Annotated in this window: 21 protein-coding genes; 6 read left to right on the plus strand and 15 right to left on the minus strand. The window is 70.0% G+C overall.

Features of this window, described 5'->3' with window-relative positions; genetic code table 11:
• The first annotated feature begins 23 nt into the window (after window positions 1-23).
• A complete protein-coding gene (locus tag MU407_RS03395) occupies window positions 24-2219 on the plus strand; it encodes an MMPL family transporter (RefSeq protein ID WP_246955349.1) in 2196 nt (731 codons plus the stop codon).
• Between the two features lie 34 nt (window positions 2220-2253).
• On the opposite strand, the gene MU407_RS03400 is transcribed toward MU407_RS03395, so the two are convergent.
• The 14 genes from MU407_RS03400 to MU407_RS03465 form a co-directional block, all read right to left on the minus strand.
• Entirely contained in the window at window positions 2254-3222 is a 969-nt protein-coding gene (locus MU407_RS03400) for an SDR family oxidoreductase (protein WP_281507591.1), read from the minus strand.
• Window positions 3223-3375: 153 nt separating this feature from the next.
• Window positions 3376-4158 carry a carbohydrate ABC transporter permease gene (locus tag MU407_RS03405; protein ID WP_246955386.1) on the minus strand — a complete coding sequence of 261 codons (783 nt, stop codon included), beginning with the start codon at window positions 4156-4158 and terminating at the stop codon, window positions 3376-3378.
• A gap of 110 nt (window positions 4159-4268) precedes the next feature.
• On the minus strand, window positions 4269-5201 hold the full coding sequence (locus MU407_RS03410; protein ID WP_246955353.1) for a sugar ABC transporter permease: 933 nt from the start codon (window positions 5199-5201) through the stop codon (window positions 4269-4271).
• Window positions 5201-6619, minus strand: a complete 1419-nt coding sequence (locus MU407_RS03415; RefSeq protein ID WP_246955356.1) for an extracellular solute-binding protein — start codon at window positions 6617-6619, stop codon at window positions 5201-5203. The genes MU407_RS03410 and MU407_RS03415 overlap by 1 nt, the downstream gene beginning before the upstream one ends.
• A 110-nt stretch (window positions 6620-6729) precedes the next feature.
• On the minus strand, window positions 6730-7344 hold the full coding sequence (locus MU407_RS03420; protein ID WP_246955358.1) for a hypothetical protein: 615 nt from the start codon (window positions 7342-7344) through the stop codon (window positions 6730-6732).
• Window positions 7341-7739 (minus strand): NUDIX domain-containing protein, encoded by a 399-nt coding sequence (locus MU407_RS03425; RefSeq protein WP_281507603.1) that lies wholly within the window; start codon window positions 7737-7739, stop codon window positions 7341-7343. Before MU407_RS03425 ends, MU407_RS03420 begins: the two co-directional genes overlap by 4 nt.
• A gap of 91 nt (window positions 7740-7830) precedes the next feature.
• Window positions 7831-8118 carry a hypothetical protein gene (locus MU407_RS03430; RefSeq protein WP_246955360.1) on the minus strand — a complete coding sequence of 96 codons (288 nt, stop codon included), beginning with the start codon at window positions 8116-8118 and terminating at the stop codon, window positions 7831-7833.
• A 33-nt stretch (window positions 8119-8151) separates the two neighbouring features.
• Window positions 8152-8958, minus strand: a complete 807-nt coding sequence (locus MU407_RS03435) for a TM2 domain-containing protein (protein WP_246955362.1) — start codon at window positions 8956-8958, stop codon at window positions 8152-8154.
• A gap of 101 nt (window positions 8959-9059) precedes the next feature.
• A complete protein-coding gene (gene der / locus MU407_RS03440) occupies window positions 9060-11306 on the minus strand; it encodes a bifunctional cytidylate kinase/GTPase Der (RefSeq protein ID WP_102235956.1) in 2247 nt (748 codons plus the stop codon).
• A gap of 30 nt (window positions 11307-11336) precedes the next feature.
• Window positions 11337-12452, minus strand: a complete 1116-nt coding sequence (locus tag MU407_RS03445; RefSeq protein ID WP_348648003.1) for a prephenate dehydrogenase — start codon at window positions 12450-12452, stop codon at window positions 11337-11339.
• The gene (locus MU407_RS03450) at window positions 12449-13198 is read right to left on the minus strand and encodes a pseudouridine synthase (protein WP_246955364.1); all 750 of its coding nucleotides are present in this window, start codon (window positions 13196-13198) and stop codon (window positions 12449-12451) included. Before MU407_RS03450 ends, MU407_RS03445 begins: the two co-directional genes overlap by 4 nt.
• A gap of 251 nt (window positions 13199-13449) precedes the next feature.
• Window positions 13450-14322: an AAA family ATPase gene (locus MU407_RS03455; protein ID WP_246955366.1), complete on the minus strand. Its 873-nt coding sequence runs from the start codon at window positions 14320-14322 to the stop codon at window positions 13450-13452.
• A gap of 136 nt (window positions 14323-14458) precedes the next feature.
• Window positions 14459-15445, minus strand: coding sequence for a site-specific tyrosine recombinase XerD (locus tag MU407_RS03460; RefSeq protein WP_102235952.1), 987 nt, complete (start codon window positions 15443-15445; stop codon window positions 14459-14461).
• A complete protein-coding gene (locus tag MU407_RS03465; RefSeq protein ID WP_348648004.1) occupies window positions 15442-16386 on the minus strand; it encodes a heme o synthase in 945 nt (314 codons plus the stop codon). The genes MU407_RS03460 and MU407_RS03465 overlap by 4 nt, the downstream gene beginning before the upstream one ends.
• A gap of 276 nt (window positions 16387-16662) precedes the next feature.
• On the opposite strand from MU407_RS03465, the gene tkt reads away from it, so the two are divergent.
• From tkt to pgl, 4 genes are all read left to right on the plus strand, one after another.
• The gene (tkt, locus tag MU407_RS03470) at window positions 16663-18759 is read left to right on the plus strand and encodes a transketolase (protein ID WP_246955368.1); all 2097 of its coding nucleotides are present in this window, start codon (window positions 16663-16665) and stop codon (window positions 18757-18759) included.
• A 200-nt stretch (window positions 18760-18959) separates the two neighbouring features.
• Window positions 18960-20072, plus strand: a complete 1113-nt coding sequence (tal, locus tag MU407_RS03475; RefSeq protein WP_246955370.1) for a transaldolase — start codon at window positions 18960-18962, stop codon at window positions 20070-20072.
• Window positions 20073-20168: 96 nt separating this feature from the next.
• Window positions 20169-21722, plus strand: coding sequence for a glucose-6-phosphate dehydrogenase (gene zwf / locus MU407_RS03480; RefSeq protein ID WP_246955372.1), 1554 nt, complete (start codon window positions 20169-20171; stop codon window positions 21720-21722).
• Window positions 21719-23428, plus strand: a complete 1710-nt coding sequence (gene pgl / locus MU407_RS03485) for a 6-phosphogluconolactonase (protein ID WP_246955374.1) — start codon at window positions 21719-21721, stop codon at window positions 23426-23428. The genes zwf and pgl overlap by 4 nt, the downstream gene beginning before the upstream one ends.
• Before the next feature lie 90 nt (window positions 23429-23518).
• On the opposite strand, the gene secG is transcribed toward pgl, so the two are convergent.
• Window positions 23519-23761 carry a preprotein translocase subunit SecG gene (gene secG, locus MU407_RS03490; protein ID WP_102236009.1) on the minus strand — a complete coding sequence of 81 codons (243 nt, stop codon included), beginning with the start codon at window positions 23759-23761 and terminating at the stop codon, window positions 23519-23521.
• 263 nt (window positions 23762-24024) lie between these two features.
• On the opposite strand from secG, the gene MU407_RS03495 reads away from it, so the two are divergent.
• The coding region (locus MU407_RS03495) for a transposase (RefSeq protein WP_246955377.1) at window positions 24025-24307 on the plus strand (283 nt) is incomplete at its 3' end.

Raw genomic sequence — 24307 nt, forward strand, 5'->3', positions numbered from 1 at the left:
CCCCGCCGTTCCAGGAGGCCCCGATGTCCAAGCGCACCCGCCCCGACGGGCCCACCCACCGGGTGCAGAAACTCGCTCCCCCTCGCTGGCTGCGGATCGTCATCCCCACTGTCCTGATCCTCGTGTGGCTGATCGGCGCCTCCCTCGGTGGCCCCCTGTTCGGCCGCGTCGGCGAGGTCTCGAGCGATGACCGCACCACCTACCTGCCCGAGTCGGCAGAGGCCACCCAGGTGCAGGAGCTGGCCGATGACTTCCGAGACAGCGATGCCCTGCCGCTGTTCGTCGTGATCACCAGCGACCAGGAGCTGGATGAGCAGACCCTCGAGGAGCTCGCTGCGGCCGCGGAGAACCTCGCGGATCTCGAGCTCGTGACCGAGGACGTCTCCCCGCCGCTGCCCTCCGAGGACGCCCTCGCGGCGCAGATCATCGTGCCGCTGGATGCCGAGGCTGATCCGGGCGAGGGCATCGAGGCGGTGCAGGGATCTCTCGCCGAGGACCTGCCGACGTCCCTCGCGGTGCACGTCGCCGGGCCCGCGGCGCTCAGCGCAGACCTCTCCGATGCCTTCGCCGGTATCGACGGGCTGCTGCTCGTGGTGGCGCTGGTAGCGGTCGGGATCATCCTCGTGATCGTCTACCGCTCGGTGCTGCTGCCGATCCTCGTGCTGTCCACCTCGATGTTCGCCCTGTGCGTGGCGCTGCTCGTGGTGTGGCAGCTCGCTGCGCGGGACGTCCTGCTGCTGTCCGGGCAGACCCAGGGCATCCTGTTCATCCTGGTGATCGGCGCGGCCACGGACTACTCGCTGCTGTATGTGGCGCGCTACCGCGACGAGCTGCGGCACGCCCGTGATCGGTTCACCGCCACGAACCGGTCCATCAAGGGCGTGCTCGAGCCGATCCTCGCCTCCGGTGGGACAGTCATCGCGGGCCTGCTGTGTCTGCTGCTGTCCGATCTGCGCTCCAACTCCACCCTGGGCCCGGTGGCCGCGATCGGGATCGTCTTCGCGATGGCGTCGGCGCTCACCTTCCTGCCCGCTTTGCTTTATGTCACCGGGCGGGTGGCGTTCTGGCCCCGTCGGCCCCGCTTCGATCCGGAGCTCGGGTCCGATTCCACCGACCCGGCCGAGCACGGGATCTGGGGCAGGATCGCCCAGTGGGTGCCTCGGCGCCCCCGCCCCCTGTGGATCCTCACCGCGCTGGTCCTCGCGATCGGCTGCGCCGGGGTGCTGCAGCTGAAGGCCGACGGGGTCCCGCAGTCCGAGTTCGTGCTCGGCAGCTCAGCGGCCCGCGAGGGACAGGCGGCCCTGTCCGAGCACTTCCCAGGCGGTGCCGGCTCGCCCATGCAGGTCATCGCCCCGAAGGAGGAGCTGCAGGAGATCGCGGATCTGCTGCGGGAGATGGACGGCGTGAGCGATGTGTCCGTGACCGCGGCGGACTCCCCCAGCGGAGCGGTCCCTGTGACCGCCGATGGGATCCAGCCGCTCGGCCCGCCCGGCACCCCGGCTCCGGAGCCGACCGTCGTCGACGGACACGTGCTGCTGCAGGCCACGCTCGACGCTGCGCCCGACTCCGCGGCAGCGGAGGACGTCGTCCGCAGCACTCGCACCGAGCTCGCGTCCCAGGGCCATGACGCCCTGGTGGGCGGGGAGACAGCCACCGGGGTGGACACCAATGACACCTCCGCAGCGGACCGGGCGCTCATCATCCCGGTGGTGCTGGTGGTCATCACGCTGATCCTCATGCTGCTGCTGCGCTCAATCCTGGCGCCGCTGCTACTGATCGCCACCACGGTGCTGTCCTTCGGCACCGCGATGGGCGTCTCCGCCCTCGTGTTCAACCACCTGCTGGACTTCCCGGGCGCGGATCCGGCGGTGCCGCTGTACGGTTTCGTTTTCCTGGTGGCCCTCGGGATCGACTACAACATCTTCCTCATGACCCGGGTCCGGGAGGAATCGCTCATCCATGGCACCCGCGAGGGCGTGATCCGCGGTCTCGCGGTGACCGGCGGGGTGATCTCCTCGGCCGGGATCGTGCTGGCCGCGACCTTCGCGGCACTCAGCGTGATCCCGATCCTGTTCCTCGTGCAGCTGGCGTTCATCGTCGCTTTCGGCGTGCTGTTGGACACCTTCGTGGTGCGCACCCTGCTGGTCCCTGCTCTGGTGCTGGACCTCGGCAAGGTGGTGTGGTCGCCCTCAGCACTGTGGCGGCGCGGCGAGCCGTGACCGGTGACGTGCCGCGCCGCCTGCCGTCGGCAGGTCAGAAGACGGGCCGCCCACCGGTGACCCCCAGCACCGTGCCGGAGACGTAGCTGGCCTCCGCGGGGCACGCGAGGAACACGAAGGCGCCCGCCACCTCCGCGGGCTGCCCGGCGCGACCCAGCGGCGTGTTCCCGCCGAAGGCCGTGTAGTCCTCGGCCGTGCGCGTGGCGACGTTCAGCGGCGTCCAGATCGGCCCTGGAGCTACCGCGTTGACGCGGATCCCGCGGGGGCCGAGGTCAGCTGCGAGGTTGACGGTGACGTTGTTGATCGCCGCCTTCGTCGCCGCGTAGTCCATCAACGGGACCGAGGGGTCGTAGGACTGGATCGAGGTGCAGTTGATGACCGATCCCCCAGCGGGCAGATGCCGCGCCGCCTCCTGGGTGATCCAGAACAGCGCCTCAAGGTTCGTGGTGAGCGTGCGGTGCAGGCGCGCCGAATCGATGCCGTCGATGCCCTGCGGCTCCCCACGCCCCCACTGGAACGCGGCATTGTTGACGAGGATGTCGAGCCGTCCCAGCCGTTCGACCGTCTCGCGGACCAGGGAGCGGGCGAGCTCCTCGTCCTGGATGTCGCCGGGCAGCAGAAGAGCGCGGCGCCCGGCGTCTTCGACCCAGCGCCGGGTCTCCTCGGCATCGTCCTGCTCATCAGGGAGATAGGAGATCGCGACATCGGCGCCCTCGCGGGCATACGCGATCGCGACGGCGCGGCCGATGCCGGAGTCGCCGCCGGTGATCAGAGCGACCAGTCCTTGCAGCCGCCCATGTCCGCGGTAGGAGCTCTCGCCGTGGTCGGGGACGGGGATCATGGCGGCCGTGGAGCCGGGCGGATCCTGGTTCTGGGCGGGGAAGGAGGGCTCTCCCTGCTCGGTGCCCAAGGCCACTGCGCTCTCCTGCACGGCAGGGTGCAGCACCGAGGCGGGGTCGTCGGACTGAGGGGCGGGGTGCGATGAGTCCTGAGGGGTCATCATGCGGGGCCTCCGTGAATCTCGGGGTGGACCTCCCACGCTAGGAGCACCGCAGCGCCCTGTCACCATCGCTCGCGATCGACTGGTCGGTTTATGCAGTAAGGGCCGGTGACGTCGTGCGACGTCACCGGCCCTGCGGGGTCCGAGACGGGATGCTCAGCCCTTGACACCGCCGGCGGCGGCGAAGCCCTGGCCGAGACTCCGGCCCAAGAACAGGTACAGCGCCACCACGGGGATCGAATAGAAGATGGAGAACGCGGCGAGCTGCCCGTAAGCCACCTGCCCGTACTGCGAGGAGAACGTGTACAGCGTCACCGCCGCGGGCAGGTTCTCCGGGCTCAGCAGCAGCATGAAGGGGACGAAGAAGTTCCCCCACATGCTCACGAAGGTGAAGATCGTCGCGACCGCCAAGCCGGAGCGCATCAGCGGGATCACCACCGACCACAGGGCCCGGAGCACGCCGGCTCCCTCGGTCCACGCGGATTCCTCGATCTCCACCGGCACACCGTCCATGAACCCCTTGGTGAGGAAGATGGCGTATGGCAGGGAGCTCGCGCCCAGGAACAGGATCGCCCCGGGCATCGAGTCGATCAGGTTCACCTGCACGAACAGGGAGTAGACGGGGATCATGATCGCCGTGATCGGCAGGCCGGTGGAGAAGATGATCGTCAGCAGCAGCGGCCGCTTGGCCCGGAAGCGGTAGCGGGACATCGGGTAGGCGCACAGGATCGCCGCGCTCATCGTCACGAGCGTCGCGCCGCCGCACAGGATCAGCGAGTTCAGCAGCGGGCGGAACGTCGTCTCGGCGTTCCAGATCGCCTGGAAGTTCCCCAGGCTCCAGCTTGTCGGCCAGGAGATGGCCAGCGAAGCTTCAGTGTCGAAGCTCGCGAGCACCACCCACAGCAGCGGGATGAGGAAGCTCAGGCCGATCACGAGCATCGCGATCGTGCTCGCGAGCGCCGCCCCGCTCGCCCGCCCGCCGCGGTGCGAGCGCAGGGTCGTGGAGCTCGAGGTGTTCGTCGTCGGGGTCTCCGGTGTGGTGGCGGTGCTCATCGCTTGTCCTCCTCCGGCAGCAGGCGCAGGTACACCAGCGAGGCCGCGGCCCCGATCAGCAGCAGCAGGAGCGCCACGGCGGTGCCGTAGCCCAGCTGGCCGTAGGAGAAGGCCTGCTCGTACATGTACAGCGGCAGGGTCTGGGACTGCCGGGCCGGTCCGCCGCCGGTCATGATGAAGATCAGCCCGAAGACCGACAGGGTCTGCAGCGTGGTCAGCATCAGGTTGGTGGCGATCGCGGGCCGCAGCAGCGGCACGGTCACGGAGCGGAAGCGCCGCACGGGCCCAGCGCCGTCCAGGGCCGCCGATTCATACACGTCCCCGGGCACGCAGCTCAGCGCCGCGGAGTACACGAGCATGGAGAACGCGGCCCCACGCCAGATGTTCGCGAAGGACACCGCGATGATCGGGGCGCTGAACAGCAGATCCTGCGCGGGCAGTCCCACCGAGGTGAGGATCAGGTTCAGACTGCCCTCGTCGGCGAAGAACGTGTACAGCAGGTAGCCGGCCACGACCTCGGGCAGGATCCAGGCGGCGATCACGATGGAGGTCACCACGAAGGTCACCACACGGTTCGCGCGTTCCATGAGCAGGGCCAGCAGCATGCCCAGCACGTTCTGGCCGATCACCGCGGAGATGATGGTGAACACCAGGGTCAGCAGCACCGAGTTCCAGAAGTCCCCGTCGGTCAGGGCGTCGGTGAAGTTCTGGAAGCCGACGAAGGAGGTGTTCGCGGCGCCGTCGCCGCGGATCGCGGAGTCGGTGAAGGCGAGGTAGAGGGAGTACAGGATCGGGCCCAGCATGAAGCCGAGCAGCAGCAGGGCCGCCGGCAGCATGGGCAGGGCCCGGATCGGGGTCAGACGGTCACCGAGCCGGCTGCGCCGCTGCGGGCCGGTCCGGTTCGGAGCCTCGGCGTAGGCGGTGCTCATCAGCTGGCCTCCTGCACGTTCTCGGAGCCGACGATGTCGGTGACCTTGGCGTCGTACTCCGCCGCGGCCTGCTCAGGGGTGCTGCCGGTCATGACCGCCTCCATCGCCTCCTGGATGGCGGAGGACACCTCGGGGTAGGCGGGCAGGGCCGGGCGGTAGTACGCGGTCTCGAGCAGCTGTGTGAAGTACTCGACCGCCGGGGAGTAGGAGCGGTAACGCTCGTCCTCGGCGACGTCGGCCCGCACGGTGATGTGGTTGTCGGCGATCGCATAGTTCACGAGGGTCTCGGTGGAGACCAGCTTCTCGAGGAAGCGGAAGGCGACCTCGCGATCGGTGACGTGCTCGGGGATGGACAGGCCCCAGCCGCCGGCGAGGGTGACGGTCTTCGTACCGCCGCCGTCCTGGGTGGGCATGTCGGCGAGCCCCATCACGTCGGTCCATTCGGGCCAGGGCCGACCGGCGCCCTCACCCCAGTTCTGGGAGATCCACGAGCCATCGAGGAGGATGCCGAGCTTGGCGTCCGGCAGCAGCGAGGTGTAGATGCTCTCGGAGATGTTGGGGTCCAGGTGCTGGGCGGTGCTCGCGGTGAGGTCCTCCTCGAAGAGGGTCTTCAGGAAGGTCAGGGAGTCGATGAAGCCCTGGCTGCCCAGGACCCATTTCTCGGCGTCCTTGTCGTAGAGGCCGGTGCCGTCTCCGGTGCCGTACAGCAGCATCTCGAAGCCCTGCATGGAGGCTTTCTCGCCCTGCGGGGTCCCGGCGAAGATGAACAGCGGGATCGCCTCGGAGTCGGAGTCGCGGATGGCTCGGGCGGCCTCGAGGATCTCCTCCCAGCTGGTGGGCTGCCAGTCATCGGGCAGGCCGACCTGCTCGAACACCTCGCGTTGGAACCACAGGGCGCGGGTGTCGGTGGTGATCGGGATGCCGTAGATCTCGCCGTCCTCCCCCGTGACGGCTTCCTTGGAGGCATCGGCGATGTCATCCCAGTTCTCGAAGCCCTCCACGAGGTCGGTGATGGGCTGGAGGTATCCGGCGCCGACGTCGGACAGCAGGATGAAGGAGTCCTCGTAGACGAGGTCCGGGCTGGTGCGCGGCGAGCTCATGAGCAGCTCGTTCTTCGTGAAGTAGTCATTCTCGGCGGCGACGATGGGCACCAGATCGACGACCAGCTCGGGGTTCTCGGCAGAGAACTCCTGGGCGGCGGTGGAGATCCATTCCTGCTTGATGGTGCCGGAGCCGAATTGCTGGAACGCGATGCGGATCGTGTTCGCATCGCGGCTGCCGCTGCAGCCGGCCAGCGCCGTGAGCGGCAGCAGTGCCGCTGCCCCCGCGGTGAAGCGGAGGAAGGAGCGACGGTCCGGGCCGGACCGGGGTGGCGTAGCGGGATGCACGAGCACCTCCTGGGATCGGGTACGTTGCACCCTACGTCATGAGACGCCGGTCACAGCGGAGGGGACGGCGTATGGACGCCGACAGCGCGGCAGGGGCGAGGTGATCCTCTCGGCGGGGGGCGATCTGGCAGAGCGGTCGGTCAGTCGCGTCGGGCGGCGCGGCCGACGCCCTGAGCACGCTCGGCATCGGCGTAGCGCATCCCGGCGGGGACCTGGGCGAGCTCGAACCAGGCCGCGGCCCGCGGCAGCAGCCGCACGTCCTGCCAGGGGATCTCAAAGTCCTCCCCCTGCCACAGGGTCAGGGCGATCTCCTCACGGCGCCCCGCCGCGACGAGGGCGAGCCGGCGCAGCCGCGACAGCGGGTGCGGTGAGGGGCGCGCGGCATCCGGGATCGTCAGGGTGCCGCCGAGGTCCAGGGGCCAGACCGTCTCGCCCCAGTGCAGGGCACAATCCTCGGGGCTGCCGATGATCACCGCGGGCAAGCGCAGATCCGCGGGGCCGACGGGGGCAGGGGCGATCGGGGTGCCGCGCTGCAGCACCTCGGCATCCACCCAGGCACCCGGCAGCAGCGTCCGTCCCCCGCAGCTCACATCCACCAGCACAGCGTCAGCGAAGGGCAGCAGCGGGCCAGGGAGCTGACCGGCGCGCACGAGGTCCCGCCGCGGTGCCGCGAGCACCCGTACGACAGCCTCATCGCCGGGGCGATCGGTCAGGGGGATCCGCACGCGGGTGCCCGGCAAGGGCAGGCCGTTCACCACCGAAATCGTGCCGCCGGGTCGTCGGACAGCACGATCTGCAGCTGCTCGCGGAAACGAGGATTCAACGGCGGCAGGTTCGTCAGCGGCGCCCAGCGTGCCGCGGTGTTCTCGCCATCTGCGGGATACGGCTCCTGGGCCGGGTCCGCCTCGCACAGGAAGCACAGGTCCAGGTACTGGGCCTGGTCACCATTGGTGTAGGTGACCATCGGGAGCGTGCGGACATCGGCCAGGCGCAGTGGGGTGCACACGATGCCGGTCTCCTCGGTGACCTCCCGGGCTGCGGCGCGGGCGGGCTCCTCCCCGGGGTCCAGAATGCCGGTCACCGGGGTCCAGGCGCCGTTGTCCGCGCGACGCACCACGAGCAGCTGGGTGCGTGCGGGGTCCACCACCATCGCGCTCACGCCGGTGAGCCACAGCGGGGCGTGGCCGATGTGCTCGCGCAGGGAAAGGATGAACTCCGGGGTCGAGATGGCGGGCCTCCGTTCAGGTGCCCAGCAGGGGGATGAACGCGGCCCCCATGATGAGCACGAAGAACCCGAAGTACACGAGGAGGAACAGCAGCAGCAGGCCGAAGATCACCCAGAAGAGGATCCACCCCACCTTGTTCATCGTCCGTGCGGACGCCGGGTCCGAGTCCATCAGCACGAGCGCGATGATCCCCATCACGGCAGGAATCGTCCCACCGCACAGGAATCCCACGACGATCAGCGTGATCGCACTGCGCTGGATCGCGCTACGGTCGGGCGCATAGGCCCCTGCCGGATAGGTCATCGTCTGCTGTCCCCTCTCCCCTGACGCTGGACGTCAGTCCCTGAGCTCGCGTCCGTGGGCGTCGGTCCGGAAGGCGTCCGCCTTGGCGAGAATCATGATGCCTTCGATCAGCCCCCACCAGGCGCCGACACCGCATGTCACCAGGGTGACGACGATCTGGATGATGCCGATGGTGGTGTATCCCAGCAGGAAGCGGTGCACACCGAAGCCGCCCAGGAAGATGCCGAGCAGACCCACCATGAGTCGGCTCTGCGGCTCCCCGGGTCCACCGGCGGGCTGGCTGGCCGGGGCACCGGGCGCTGCGCCGGCGGGCTGACCGGCTGGGGCGCCGTAGGGCGTCGCGGCGGAGGCACCGGAGGCCGGCGACCACTGCTGGCCGCCCTGGTTGTACGGATCGGAGGGCTGCTGACCATAGGGGTCTGCGGCCGACGGCTGCGATGCGGAGCTCTGCCCGTAGGAATCCGCGGATGGCTGCTGGCCGAACGGATCGGCGGACGGCTGCTGCGGCGCGGAGCCCTGCCCGTACGGATCGGCGGACGGCTGCTGGCTGGCAGCGTCCTGCCCGGCTGGCTGCTGACCATACGGATCCGCGGCGGGCGGCTGCAGCGCAGAGCTCTGACCGTACGGGTCGGAAGAGGACGGCTGCTCGGCGAAGTCCTGTCCGGTGGACTGGAGCCCGTAGGGATCGGGGTAGGACTGCTGGCCATACGGGTCTGCGGCGGCCTGCTGGTCCGCGGCATCCTGCGGTGCCTGGCTCTCCTGCTCACCAGGAGGCTGGGCCCACGGATCTTGGGAGGGCTGGGCGTCGTTCCAGTTGGTGCTGTCACCGGGGTTGCTCATAGGCCCCACGATACGGGGTGCGCTCGCCTGCGCGCACACCGCGCTCATCGGCCGCTCCACCCGGTGCCGTCACCGCGCTGAGCGAGGTGTCGTGCGGCGGTTCAGCGGCGGCGTTTCTCGCGGATCCGCACCCCGATGACGATCGGCGAGCCCGGGAAGGAGAAGTCCTCCCGCAGGCGCCGCTCGATGAAGCGGCGGTAGCCGTGCTCCAAGAAGCCGCTGGCGAAGATCACGAACCGCGGCGGGCGGGTGCGGGCCTGCGTGGCGAACAGGATGCGGGACTGCTTGCCGCCGCGCAGCGGATGCGGATGCGCCGCCACGAGTTGCCCCAAAAAGGCGTTGAGTCGGCCCGTGGGGATGCGGCGGTCCCAGGATTCGAGGGCGGTCTCGAGCGCTGGCACCAGCTTGTCGGCGTGGCGTCCGGTGAGGGCGGAGAGGTTCACCCGCGGCGCCCAGGCCACATGCCCCAGGTCCCGTTCGATCTCGCGCTCGAGTGCGGCCCGTCGGTCCTCATCCAGCAGATCCCACTTGTTGAAGGCCAGCACGAGGGCGCGCCCGGACTCGAGGACCATGTCGATGATCTTCAGGTCCTGCGTGGACAGCGGCTCCTGGGCTTCCAGCAGCACCACCGCGACCTCCGCGCGATCCAGCGCTGCGCGGGTGCGCAAAGAGGCGTAGTAGTCCGCGCCCTGGGACTGGCCGACGCGGCGGCGGATCCCCGCGGTGTCCACGAAGGTCCATTCCTTGCCGCCGAGGGTGATCTTCTCGTCCACCGGATCACGGGTGGTGCCGGCCACATCGTCGACCACCACGCGGGTCTCCTTCGCCAGCCGGTTCAGCAGCGAGGATTTGCCCACATTGGGGCGGCCGACGAGCGCCACGCGTCGCGGACCGTGATCCACGGGCTTGCCGCTGCCCTCTTCCGGGAGGGCTTCGAGCACGGCATCCAGCAGGTCACCGGAGCCGCGGCCGTGCAGGGCGGAGACGGGGTGCGGCTGCCCGAGTCCGAGATTCCACAGAGCCGCGGCCTCGAGCTCGCCGCGCTCATCATCGACTTTGTTGGCGACCAGCACGATCGGGACCTGGGCGCGGCGCAGCACCTTCAGCAGCTGCTCATCGGTGGTGGTGATGCCGACGTTCGCGTCGACCACGAACATGACCACATCAGCCAGGCCCACGGCTGCCTCGGCCTGCTCGGCTACCCGGTAGGCGATGCCCTGCACACGGTCCTCCCAGCCACCGGTGTCCACCAGCCAGAAGTCCTGCCCCGCCCATTCGGCCTCATAGAACACGCGGTCGCGGGTCACGCCCGGCACGTCCTCGACGACGGCCTCGCGGCGACCGATGATCCGGTTCACCAGGGTGGATTTGCCGACGTTCGGTCGGCCCACGACGGCGACGACGGGAAGCTTGCGCTCGGGGGCGTGCAGCTGCTCCTCCCCGAGCTCCTCGGCCAGCAGCGCGAGGTCCTCTTCGTCGAGGTCGTAGTCGTCCAGGCCCGCGCGCAGCGCCGCCTCGATCTCCGCGTCCGTCGGCCCCTCGGCGGGGGCGGGATCCGCCGGGGCCGCGGAGGGTGCCAGCGTCGGCGCCTCCTCATCGGCCATCGTCTCCTGCTCCTCGGCGGTGCGGTCGTCGAGCTCTGCTTCTGCCGCGGCGACGAGCGCGAGCACCGCCTCGACGACATCGGGCAGATCCAGGCCCGTCGTGTCCAGGGTGTGCACGCCATCAGCGGCGGTGTGGAACTCGGAGACCGTCGCATCATCCCGGTCGCGCCGCAGCACCTGGTCGGCCATGCGCTCGCGGGTCTCCGGGCTGTCCTCGAGCTGCAGCTCGGCGGCACGGCGGCGCATGCGCTCTTCATCGGAGGCGGTCAGCAGGATCCGCAGGGAGGCGTCGGGAGCGACGACGGTGGTGATGTCCCGGCCTTCGGCGACGCAGAATCCGCGCTCGGCAGCGGTGGCGAACAGCAGCTCGCGCTGGCGGCGCTGCAGGATCGCCCGCACCAGCGTGTTGGTGGCGACGGCGGAGACCTGCTGGCTGATGCGCTCGGTGCGGATCTGCTCGGTGATATCGGTGCCCGCGACCACCACGGTGGCGCCCGACGGGTCGGTGCCGAGCTCGAGGTCCAGATGCTCGGCGACGTCGGCGACGGCCTCCCGGTCCTCGAGCGGCACGTCACGATCCAGGCAGTACCAGGTCACCGCGCGGTACATAGCGCCGGTGTCGAGGATGCCGCCGTCCAGAGCCTCGGCGACCAGGCGGGAGACGGTGGACTTGCCGGAGCCGGCCGGGCCGTCGATCGCGATGGTGATGCCCGCGGGGGCGGTCAGGGGCGCGGTGCTGTGCATTCCTCCAGGATACGTGCCGAGTGCGGCGGATCAGGATCCGACGACGCTCCAGCCGCGCGCCGTGAGCTCTCGCGTGAGCAGCTCCTCACGGGCACTGTCCACCGCGAGGTGCCCCAGGCCCACTTGGCGGCCCAGATTGTGCTCGAGCCGGAAATCCTCGAGGTTCACGCCGATCTCGCCCATCTCAGTGAACAGTCGACCGAGCTCACCGGGCCGGTCTGGGACGAGCACGGTGACGGTCGCGAAGGCATCGGAGGCACCGCCGTGCTTGCCGGGGATGCGGCGCACGCCACGGTTCCCATCGGCGACCAGTGCTGCGAGGGCGCGCCGGGAGCCGATCGCCGGATCGGGGTCCCCCGGCAGGGTCTCGAGGGCGGCGAGGATCTCCTCGAGCCGGTCGCGGACCTGCCCCAGCACCTGGCCGACGGCCTCGGCGTTCGCCCCCAGGATCTCCATCCACAGGCGCGGATCGGAGTCGGCGATGCGGGTGGTGTCCCGCAGCCCCTGACCGGCCAGGGCAAGAGCCGCGTCATCCGGCTGAAGCAGCGTGGTCGCGAGCAGGCTCGAGAGCACCTGCGGGACGTGGGAGACATGCGCGACGGCGGCATCATGCTGGGCGGCAGACATCGTCACCGGCACGGAGCCGATGGCGGTCGCGAGGCCCTGCAGCACGCCGATGGCCTCCGGCGCGGTGGTGGGGTGCGGGACGACGACCAGGGGGCGGCCGCGGAACAGGTCGCCGCGGGCGGCGATCACCCCGGAGATCTCGCGTCCGGCCATGGGATGAGCGCCGATGTAACGGGTGAGCTGCGCGGGCTCGACCGCGCGCGCCACTGCGTCGAGGACGACGCTCTTGACGCTCGCGACATCGGTGACCAGTGCCGTCGGCCAGGTGGTGAGGGCCCGGCTGACCAGCTGCGCGGTGGCATCCGGGGGCGCAGCGACGATGACGAGGTCCGGCTCGGCCTCGTCATCGGCAGCGACATGTCCCACGCCGAGCTCGACCGCGAGCGCGGTGGTGCCCGGGGAGATGTCCTCCACCTGGACGTTCGCTCCGGCGGCCCCGAGGGCCATCCCGAGGCTGCCGCCGATGAGGCCGGTGCCGATGATCCGCACCGTCTGCGGGACCAGGCCGCCGGTGCTCACATCCCCACCTCCGCCATGAGGGTGCCGAGCTCCTTGCTGCTCAGCTCCCGGGTGTCGCCGGGGGCGAGATCCGCGAGCAGGACGGGGCCGATGCGGGTGCGCACGAGGGCGGTCAGTTCGAAGCCGAGGGCGGAGAACATGCGTCGCACGATGCGGTTGCGGCCTTCGTGCAGCGTCACCTCGACGATGGCCTCCTGACCATCCTGGGCGATGACGCGGGCACGATCGGCACGTGCGGGACCGTCCTCGAGCTCGATGCCGTCCTTGAGGGAGCGCACCAGCGAGCGGGGCGGCCCGCCGGGGGCGTCGAAGCGGCACACGTAGGTCTTCTCGACCTCGAAGCTGGGGTGGGTCAGACGATGCGCGAGCTCGCCGTCATTGGTCAGCAGCAACAGCCCTTCGGTCTCATAGTCCAGGCGCCCCACATGGTAGAGCCGCTGGTCATAGGCGGCGGTGAACTCGGTGAGGTCGCGCCGTCCCTCCGGGTCGCTCATCGCCGAGACGACATGGCGGGGCTTGTTGAGGGCGACGGTGAGCTTGGTGTCATCCAGCTGCAGACGCCGCCCATCGACGTGGATAACCTGCTGCGCCGGGTCGATCCGCACACCCTGCTCACGCACCACGGCACCGTCCACGCGCACACGGCCCGTCGCGATCAGGGCCTCGCAGGCGCGGCGGGAGCCGAAGCCCGCGCGGGCCAGCACCTTCTGCAGCCGCTCCCCGTCCTCGACGTGAACATCGGCCATGCCGTCCGCGTCGCGTGCGGCGGCCGGTCGCGGCGCGCCGTCCCCATCGCGCAGCTGCACACGGCGCGGCGGCGTGAAAGCGCTGCGGCGGCGGCTGTGACGCTGCTTCGCGGGACGAGCGCTCCCGTCGGCCCCCGTGCGAGGCCCCGACGCCCCGGCGCGAGGGCTGCCGCCCGTGCCCGCGCCGCTGCTGCTCTTGTCGGCTCCGCTGCTGCGCCCGCGTCCGCGTCGGCGTCCCTGCTCGGAGGACATCAGGCTGCGGCGCCGCGGGAGATGAGCTCGCGGGCGAGCTGGCGGTAGGCATCGGCGCCCTTGGTGGAGGAGGCATAGGAGATGATCGGCTCCGCAGCCACCGAGGCGTCGGGGAACTTCACCGTGCGGTTGATCGTGGTGTGGAAGACCTTGTCCGGGAACGCCTCCACGACGCGCTGGCACACCTCGCGGGCGTGCAGGGTGCGCGGGTCGAACATCGTGATGAGGATGCCGTCGAGATCCAGCCGCGGATTGATGCGGTCCTGCACCTTCTCGATGGTCTCCACCAGCAGTGCCACACCGCGCAGCGCGAAGTACTCCGCCTCCAGCGGGATGATCACACCGTGGCTCGCGGCCAGGGCATTGACGGTCAGCAGGCCCAGCGAAGGCTGGCAGTCGATGATGATGACGTCATAGTCATCGGTGACCGGGCGCAGCACCCGGGCGAGCGCCATCTCGCGCGCCACCTCGTTGACGAGGGTGACCTCCGCGGCGGAGAGGTCGATGTTGGCCGGCAGCACGTCCAGACGCTCGGTGGAGGTCTCCTGGATCACCTCGCGCACGTCATGCCCGCGCTCCATGAGCAGGTTGTAGACGGTGACGTCGAGGTCGTAGGGGTTGATGCCCGTTCCGGCGCTCAGCGCGCCCTGGGGATCGAGGTCCACCAGCAGCACCTTGCGCCCGAGCTCCGCGAGGGCGGCCCCGAGGTTGATGACGCTCGTGGTCTTCCCGACCCCGCCCTTCTGGTTGACCATCGAGATCACACGCGCGGGGCCGTGGGAGTCCAGGGGCGCCGGCTCCGGGAGCTCCGGCATCGGACGGCCGGTGGGGCCGAGATCGATGTCCAGCTGCTGGGAGGAGGTCTCTCTCACGAGGATGTCCTGTCGTCGGCGTTCGGTGATGCGAGCACGTGCGCCGTGTCCCGGGGGCCGGCGGATCTGCGGTCCCAGCCCGGGAGCTCCGGCTGGCGGCCGGGGCGCATCGTCGTGCCGGGCAAGTCTACGCCCCTCACCGGGCACGCGGATGAGCGGCCGCGTGGGCTTCGCGCAGGCTGTCAACGGTCACCTGCGTGTACAGCTGCGTGGTGGTCACCGAGGCGTGACCCAGCAGCTCCTGCACGCTGCGCACATCGGCGCCGCCGTGCAGCAGATGCGTGGCATAGGAATGGCGCAGGGTGTGGGGGCTGATCGGCTCAGGCAGGTCGGTGAGCTCGGCGTCGCGGGCGGCGCGCTGCACCACCTGCCAGGCGGCCTGGCGGGTCAGCCGGGTGCCGCGGGAGCCGAGGAACACCGCGGGGGTGCCCTTCCCGTGCGCGGCCAGTGCCGGGCGCCCTCGCGTCAGATACGCCTCGAGCGCGTCGAGGGCGTAGCTGCCCACCGGGACCACGCGCTGCTTATCCCCCTTGCCGTGCAGCACCGCGGAGCGGGCGGCATGGTCGACATCGTCGACGTCCAGGCCGGTAGCCTCGGAGATCCGGGCGCCCGTGCCGTACAGCAGCTCCAGCAGGGCCCGGTCGCGCAGCGCCCGCTCGGTCGCATCGCGTCCGGTACCCGGCCGTCCCGCGGCCTCCAGCAGCGCCTCGACCTGGTCGATGGTCAGCGGATGCGGGAGCCGACGGGGCAGCGCGGGACTGGGCACGAGCCGGGAGGGGTCGCCGGTGGAGGAGACCCGTTCAGCATCGAGGAAGGCATGCAGGCCGCGCACCGCCGCAAGATTCCGCGCGGCCGACGCGGCGGCGAGGGCCGGACGCCCGTCTCCCCCGCTGCGCAGCACCTGCACCCAGCTGCCGAGCGCCCCGGGATCCACCGTGCTGACGTCGAGGTCCTCGGTGGCGAGGTGCGTGAAGTACCGGGTCAGGTCCCGGCGGTAGGCGGCCAGGGTGTTGTCGGACAGCCCCCGTTCGACGCGCAGATGTCCGAGGTACTGCTCAAGGAGGCGCCGGTCCAGCGGGCGCAGGGGATCCGGCGGCCCGGAGGAGGCGCCGGTCCGGCTCACAGCTGGACGAAGGGGTCGATCGCGAGGGCGACGAACAGGACCGTGAGGTAGGTGATGGAGCCGTGGAAGACGGTCATCGGACCGAGCGCCTTGCCGACCAGACCGCGGCGCACCCGCAGGGCGTAGCGCACCACGAGGTAGGCGAACCAGGCACCGGCCAGCACCGCAACGGTGCCGTACACCCAGCCGGTGTGGCCCAGCGGGATGATCGCCAGGCTCGCGGCGATCATCGCGGCGGTGTGGCCGATCATCTGCAGCGCGACATTCCGGCGGGTCGAGACGACCGGGAGCATCGGCACCCCGGCGCGCTCATAGTCGCGGGAGAACTTCTCCGCGAGCGGCCAATAGTGCGGCGGGGTCCAGAAGAAGATGACGGCGAACAGCAGCACCGCGGTCCAGGAGACGGAGCCGGTGACGGACGACCAGCCGATCAGCACCGGCATGCATCCGGCGATCCCACCCCAGACGATGTTCTGGCTGGTGCGGCGCTTGAGGATCATCGTGTAGAAAACGACGTACAGCGCGATCGCAAGAGCCGCCAGCGCCGCAGACATCCAGTTCACCAGCAGGCCCAGCCACAGCACGGAGATCGCCGAGAGCACGAGCCCGAAGATCAGCCCGTTGCGCGGGGAGATCTCCCCCGTCACGAGCGGACGGTTCCGCGTGCGCTTCATCTTCGCGTCGATGTCCCGGTCCAGGTACATGTTCAGCGCGTTCGCCCCGCCAGCGGCGAGGTACCCGCCGATGATGGTGGTGAGGATCAGCAGCGGGGAGGGAAAGCCCCCGGCGGCGAGGAACATGGTGGGGATCGTGGTGATCAGCAGCAGCTCGATGATGCGCGGCTTGGTCAGCGCCACATAGGCGCGCAGCACGCTCGCGCCGCAGCGGTGGGGCGACGTCTGCCCGGTGCCCGGGAGGCGAGCTTCCTCGGTGGCGGTCACCGCCCACCGTCCTTCCTCTGACTGTCGGTCTCAGTCCGGCTATCGCGGAGACTGCAGCATCGGCAGCAAGCGCAGATGCTGTCGCGGTCGATAGACCTCATGGACCAGGCCAGTCTAGGCGAAGGTCCCGGCCGCAGGTCGCAGCGCTGCCCGTGATCGTGAGCACCGCACAGTCGGGACGGCAACAGCGCGACGGCAACAGACGGGAGCGACCCTGGCGATTTCCCGTCGCACGACTAAGGTGGAACCGTCACCGGCGAAAGGAAGCATCACCTCATGAGCACCACGTTCAAGGCACCCGAAGGCTGGACCGAGCTGGACCGCACGGCGGTGGACACCGCGCGCGTGCTCGCAGCCGACGCCGTGGAGAAGGTCGGCAACGGCCACCCCGGCACCGCGGTGAGCCTCGCTCCCGCCGCCTATCTGCTCTACCAGCGCATCATGCGCCACGACCCGACCGATGCGAACTGGCTGGGCCGCGACCGGTTCATCCTCTCCGCCGGACACTCGAGCCTGACCCAGTACATCCAGCTGTTCCTGGGCGGCTTCGGTCTCGAGCTCGATGACCTCAAGGCCCTGCGGACCTTCGGTTCCAAGACCCCCGGCCACCCCGAGAACTTTGTGACCGACGGCGTGGAGATGACCACCGGCCCGCTCGGGCAGGGCATCTCCTCCGCCGTGGGCTTCGCCATGGCGCAGCGCCGCGAGCGCGGCCTGCTGGACCCCGAGGCGGCCCCCGGCACGAGCCCCTTCGATCACTTCACCTACGTCATCGCCTCCGATGGTGACCTGCAGGAGGGCGTCAGCTCCGAGGCCAGCTCCCTGGCCGGCACCCAGGAGCTCGGCAACCTCATCGTCATCTGGGACGACAACGAGATCTCCATCGAGGGCGATACCTCGATCGCCTTCGGCGAGGACACCGCTGCGCGCTATGAGGCCTACGGCTGGGACGTGCGCACCGTGGACTGGACCCAGGGCGGCTCGGAATACCTCGAGGACGTCGCCGCGCTCGAGCAGGCGATCCTGGAGGGCCAGAAGGTCACCGACAAGCCGACCTTCATCCGTCTGCGCACCGTGATCGGCTGGCCGATCCCGGAGCTGGCCGGCTCCCACACCGTGCATGGCGCGAAGCTCGGCACCGAGGCGGTGGCCGCGCTCAAGGAGCTGCTGGGCTTCGATCCGAAACAGGACTTCGCAGTCGACGAGAAGGTCCTCGTGCACACTCGCGCTCTCGCCGAGCGGGCGAAGGCCGAGCGGGAGCAGTGGGAGGAGTCCTACCAGGCCTGGCGCAGCGCCAACGCCGAGCAGGCCGCGCTGCTGGACCGTCTGCAGGCCCGCGAGCTGCCGGAGGGCTTCGCCGAAGCGTTCCCCACCTTCGAGGCCGATGAGAAGGGCATCGCCACCCGCGCCGCCTCCGGGAAGGTGCTCGAGGCCCTCGCCCCGGTCATGCCCGAACTGTGGGGCGGCTCCGCCGACCTCGCCGGCTCGAACAACACCACCATGAAGGGCGAGCCGTCCTTCCTGCCCAAGGACCGCTCCAGCTCGGAGTTCTCCGGCACCCCCTACGGCCGCACCCTGCACTTCGGCATCCGCGAGCACGGGATGGGCGCGATCCTCTCCGGGATCGCCCTGCACGGCCTGACCCGCCCCTACGGCGGCACCTTCTTCCAGTTCGCGGACTACATGCGCGGAGCGGTGCGCCTGGCGGCGCTCATGAAGACCCCGTCGACCTACGTGTGGACGCATGACTCCATCGGCCTGGGCGAGGATGGCCCCACCCACCAGCCGGTCGAGCACCTCGCGGCCTACCGCGCGATCCCGAACCTCTCGATCGTGCGCCCGGCCGATGCGAACGAGACCGCGCAGGCGTGGAAGGCGTTGCTGGAGCGCGATCACGGCCCCGTCGGCCTGATCCTCTCCCGCCAGGCCATGCCCACCTTCGACCGCTCCGAGTACGCGAGCGCCGAGGGCCTGGCCAAGGGCGCGTACATCATGAAGGAAGCCTCCGCGGACCCGCAGCTGATCCTCATCGCCACCGGCTCGGAGGTACAGCACGCCGCTGCGGCGCAGAAGACGCTCGAGGCCGAAGGGATTCCCACGCGCCTGGTGTCGATGCCGTCGATGGAGTGGTTCGAGGAGCAGGACGAGGAGTACCGCGAGTCCGTGCTGCCCGCCGCGGTGACGGCGCGCGTCAGCGTCGAGGCCGGGATCGCGATGCCCTGGCACAAGCTGCTGGGTGCGCACGGCCGGGCCGTGTCCCTCGAGCACTACGGTGCCTCCGCGGATGCGAACACCCTGTTCACCGAGTTCGGCTTCACGCCGGAGGCCGTGGTCGCCGCGGCGAAGGATTCCCTCGCCGCCGCCCAGGGCTGAGCTGGGACGGGGCGGGGACGCCCGCGGCGGCCCCGCCCCGTCGGCCCTGCGCTCCGGCGCTGTTCACCGTCCGCTCCCGATCTGCGCCGTCCGCTCCCGATCTTCGCGGCGCATCGGTCCGATCCATCGGCCGCTGCGCCCGCGCTGCGCTCCTGGACCGCAGACCGCCCATCACACCCCGCTGCACGGAAGGACGCCCCATGACCCAGAACCCCCGCACCCAGGCCCTCACCGACGCCGGAGTGGCCATCTGGCTCGATGACCTCTCTCGCTCCCGCCTCGCCACCGGCAACCTGCGCGAGCTCATGGACACCCGCAACATCGTCGGGGTGACCACGAACCCATCGATCTTCCAGGCCGCGATCTCCGGTGCCGAGGACTACGACGCCGATATCGCCCAGCTCGCCCGCGACGGGGCCGATGTCGAAGCCGTCATCGAGAAGCTCACCACCGACGATGTGCGCACCGCCGCGGAGCTGATGCAGGACGTGCACGCCGCCACCGACGGCTACGACGGCCGGGTCTCTATCGAGGTGGACCCGCGTCTGGCCCATGAGACCGAGCGCACCATCGAGCAGGCAAAGCACCTGTTCGAGGTGGTGGGCCGCGAGAACGTGATGATCAAGATCCCCGCCACCGAGGAGGGGCTGCCGGCCATCACCGCGGTCATCGCCGAGGGCATCAGCGTGAACGTCACCCTGATCTTCTCCGTCGAGCGCTACCAGGCCGTCATGGAGGCCTACCTCGACGGCCTCGAGCAGGCTGCCGCGGCGGGCAAGGACCTCTCGCGCATCCACTCGGTCGCCTCCTTCTTCGTCTCTCGCGTGGACACGGAGATCGATGCCCGTCTCGAGCAGATCGGCGGCCAGGCCCTGCGGCTGCGCGGTCAGGCCGGGGTGGCCAACGCTCGCGCCGCCTTCGGCGAGTACCTCGAAGTCTTCAGCTCCGAACGCTTCACGGCGCTCGAGGACCAGGGCGCGAACGTGCAGCGCCCGCTGTGGGCCTCCACCGGGGTGAAGAACCCCGAGTACGCCGACACCCTGTACGTGGACCAGCTCGTCGCCGATCCGTGCGTGAACACCATGCCGGAGAAGACGCTCGAGGCCGTCGCCGAACATTCCTCCCCCGCCGCCGCCCTGGATGCCGGGGCCGCCCAGGAGGCGGAGGAGCGTCTGCTGGCGATCGCTGATGCCGGCGTGGATCTCGCCGACGTGTTCGCCGTCCTCGAGACCGAGGGTGTGCAGAAATTCGAGAAGGCGTGGCTGGAGCTCGTCGAGACCGTCACCAGCTCCGTCGAGGCCGCTCGCGCCTGACCACCCGGCGGCGGCTCGCCCCCAGCGGGCGGGCCGCCGCCGCGTGCTTCCCCCTCCTGCCCGGACCTGCGGGTCCCCTGTCCTGGAAGGACCCTCGTGACCGACACGACCACCCCGTCGGCCCCGGACGGCGCGGCCAATCCGCTGCGCGACCCCCGGGACCGACGCCTGCCGCTGATCGCCGGACCATCCTCGATGGTGATGTTCGGCGTCACCGGCGACCTGGCGAAGAAGAAGCTGCTGCCGGCGATCTACGACCTCACCCACCGCGGGCTGCTGCCGCCGAGCTTCGGTCTGGTGGGCTACGGGCGGCGTGACTGGTCCGACGAGGACTTCGCGCAGTACGTGAAGGAGTCCGTATCCGCGCACACGCGCACCGGCTTCGACGAATCCGTCTTCGAGCAGCTGCGCGGCGGCCTTCGGTTCGTCGAGGGCACCTTCGATGACTCCGCTGCTTTCGAGAAGCTCACCGAGGTGGTGGGCGAGCTGGACCGCACCCGCGGCACCGGCGGCAACCACGCCTTCTACCTCTCGATCCCCCCGGCCGCGTTCCCGCAGGTGTGCTCACAGCTGGCGGAGTCCGGGCTGAACACCGCCCAGGACGGGTCCTGGCGGCGCGTCGTCATCGAGAAGCCCTTCGGGCATGACCTCGCCTCCGCGCGCGAGCTCAATGACGTGGTGGAGCAGGTGTTCCGCCCCGAGGACGTGTTCCGCATCGATCATTACCTGGGCAAGGAGACGGTGCAGAACATCCTGGCGCTGCGCTTCTCCAACCAGCTGTTCGAGCCGATCTGGAACGCCAGCTACGTGGACCACGTGCAGATCACGATGGCTGAGGACATCGGCATCGGCTCCCGCGCCGGGTACTACGACGGGATCGGCACCGCCCGGGACGTCATCCAGAACCACCTGCTGCAGCTGCTGGCGCTGACCGCGATGGAGGAGCCGATCAGCTTCGAGGCCGCGGATCTGCGGGCGGAGAAGGAGAAGGTCCTCTCCGCGGTGCAGCTGCCCGATGATCTCGCGGCCCATACCGCGCGCGGCCAGTACGTGGGCGGCTGGCAGGGCGGCACCGAGGTGCGCTCCTACCTCGAGGAGGACGGCATCGAGGAGGACTCCACCACGGAGACCTTCGCGGCGATGCGCCTGGACATCGCCACCCGCCGCTGGGCCGGGGTGCCGTTCTACCTGCGGGCTGGCAAGCGTCTGGGGCGCCGCGTCACCGAGATCGCGGTGGTGTTCAAGCGCGCGCCGTTCCTGCCGTTCCGCTCGACCGACACCGCGGATCTGGGGCAGAACGCGATCGTCATCCGGGTCCAGCCCGATGAGGGCGTGACCATGCGCTTCGGCTCCAAGGTGCCCGGCACCCAGATGGAGGTGCGGGACGTGACGATGGACTTCGCCTACGGCATGAACTTCACCGAGGAGTCCCCCGAGGCGTACGAGCGGCTGATCCTGGACATGCTGCTGGGCGATCCGCCGCTGTTCCCCCGCCAGAAGGAGGTGGAGCTGTCCTGGCAGATCCTGGATCCGGTCATCGAGTTCTGGGCCGAGCACCTGGACCCCGCCCCCTACCGGCCCGGCACCTGGGGCCCCGAGACCGCGCACGAAATGCTCGCCCGTGATGGGCGTACCTGGAGGCGACCGTGATCACCACCCTGACCGACACCACCGCATCGGCGATCGACAAGACGATGATCGAGATGCGGGAGACGTTCGGCGCGAACACCATCGGCCGCGTCCTCACCCTGATCATCGTGGCCACCGGCGATATCGAGAAGCCGCTCGAGGCGGCGGTCGCGGCGAGCCATGAGCATCCCGCCCGGGTGCTCGTGGTCGATGCCGAGCCGGAGGCGGAGACCTCGGGCCTGGATGCCGAGATCCGGGTGGGCCGCGACGCCGGGGCCGGGGAGATCGTCATCCTGCACGCGCGCGGGGACGTCATGCGCTCCCTGGACACCCTGGTGATGGCACTGCTGCTGCCGGATGCACCGATCGTCACCTGGTGGCCGGAGAACGCCCCGTCCTCCCCCGTGCACGATGTGCTGGGCTCGATGTCCCAGCGTCGCATCACCGACTCGGCTGCCTGCCCGGATCCCACCGGGACCCTCAAGCGGCTGCGCCACGGCTACGTCAGCGGAGACAGTGACTTCGCATGGGCGCGCCTGACACGCTGGCGCGGGCTCATGGCGAGCGCCTACGAAGTGCCACCGGTCAGTGTGCCCACGGCGATCGAGGTCAGCGGCGCCCCCGGGAATCCCTCGGTGACGCTCATGGCGGCCTGGTTGCACCTGACCCTCGGCGTGAAACCGACCATCACCGCGGTCGAGAGCAAGGACCACGAGGGGCCCGGCGTGCAGGGGGTGACGCTCACCCGCGAGGACGGCACCATCTCCCTGCAGCGCGTGGATGACACCTCGATCCTCATGTCCCTGCCCGGGGACGAGGGGGGCCAGCATGTGACGATGCCGCGCCGCACCCTCGCCGAGCTCATCACCGAGGAGCTGCGGCGCCTGGACCCCGATGAGGTGTACGGCGAGGTGCTCGCCGCGGCCTTCTCCTCCGTGGACGGCAACGCCGCCTACGCGCAGGACAAGCCGGAGCCCATCGATGTGGTGCGCCCCGACGCCGATGCGGTCGCTCAAGCCGCCGCCGAGGACGCCGCCGCGAAGCTCGCCGCTGCCCTGAAGGAGCGGGCGCAGGCGCATCTGGTGCTCACCGGCGGCACCGTCGGCACGAAGGCGGCGCTCGCGCTACCGTCGGCCCTTGCCGCCGCGGATGTGGAGCTCGAGCATCTGCACCTGTGGTGGGGCGATGAGCGGTTTGTGGCGCCCGACAGCGAGGACCGCAACGATGAGCAGGTGCGGGAGGGGCTGCTCAGCGAGCTGCTCGATGCGGGGCTGCCGCTGCGCAACGTGCACCCGATGCCCTCCCCCGCCGATGGCATGTCCCTCGAGGACGCCGCCGCGTGGTACGGGCAGCAGCTGGACCAGATGGGCGGCGATGAGCCCTTCCGCACCCGGGGGCAGGCGTTCTTCGACGTGGTGTGGCTGGGCGTGGGACCCGATGCTCACGTGGCCTCCCTGTTCCCGAATCACCCGGATCAGGAGGATGTCGCCGCCAACGCGATCCCGGTGCGCAACTCCCCCAAGCCCCCGCCGGAGCGACTCTCGCTGACCTGGCCGGTGCTGAACTCCTCGCGGCATGTGGGTCTGCTGGTGGCCGGCGGCGAGAAGGCTGAGGCCGTCGCAGCCGGGCATGGGAAGATCGACCCGCGCCGGGTGCCGGCCTCCGCGGTGCGGGGCCTGGAGAGCACCACCTGGTTCCTCGATGAGGCGGCGGCCGCGCAGCTGTAGAACGTGGCCTGAACGCGAGGACGCCCGGTGGCCGTCCAGGTCACCGGGCGTCGCTGCGTCGCAGCAGGTTGCTGCGTGAGAGCAGTGCGCTCAGAGCATGGTCTCGAGGATGCCGAGGCCGATGGCGCAGGCGCCCCAGCCGACGGCGAAGCCGACGGTCAGGCGGTTGAGGTTGCGCTCGGCCACACCGGAGGCGCTCGCAGAGGAGGACACGCCGCCGCCGAACATGTCCGACAGGCCACCGCCGCGGCCCTTGTGCAGCAGCACCAGCAGGATCGTGATCAGGCCCAGCACGGCCAGAAGCACCTGCAGGATGGTCTTCAGCAGGGACAGATCCACGGGCAGGGTCACCTTCTTCAGCGGGCACGGACCGATCCAGCATACGTCACGCAGGCCCGCTCCCCCGACCTCGCTCGAGGCGAGATCCCCCACGTCGGCCGGGCCGACCCGCCACGCTGGTCCCGTGACGCTGGCGCGCCTCTCCCCGCCAGCCCGCCTTTCTGTTCCAGCGCCTCCGCCGTTCTGTTCCAGAAAGTGGAACAAAATGGGGTGTACCAAGGTTCTTGGACAGTCTTCTATGAGGAAGGATCAAGGACATGGCAGGAAGATCCAGGCGTAAGTTCAGTCCCCAGTTCAAGGCCGAGGCAGTCCAGCTGGTGATCCAGTCCGACCGGCCGATCGTCGAGGTCGCTGGCGAGCTGGGGATCATTCCCGGCACCCTCGGGAACTGGGTGAACAAGTACCGTGAAGAGAATCCCGAGCCCGAGAAGAAGCTGACCCCGTCAGATCATGCCCGGCTCGCGGAACTGGAAGTCGAGAATCGTCGGCTCCGGATGGAGAACGAGTTTTTAAAAAAAGCCGCGGCCTTCTTCGCCAGGG

The organism is Brachybacterium sp. Marseille-Q7125 (assembly GCF_023062615.1).
Lineage (GTDB): Bacteria > Actinomycetota > Actinomycetes > Actinomycetales > Dermabacteraceae > Brachybacterium.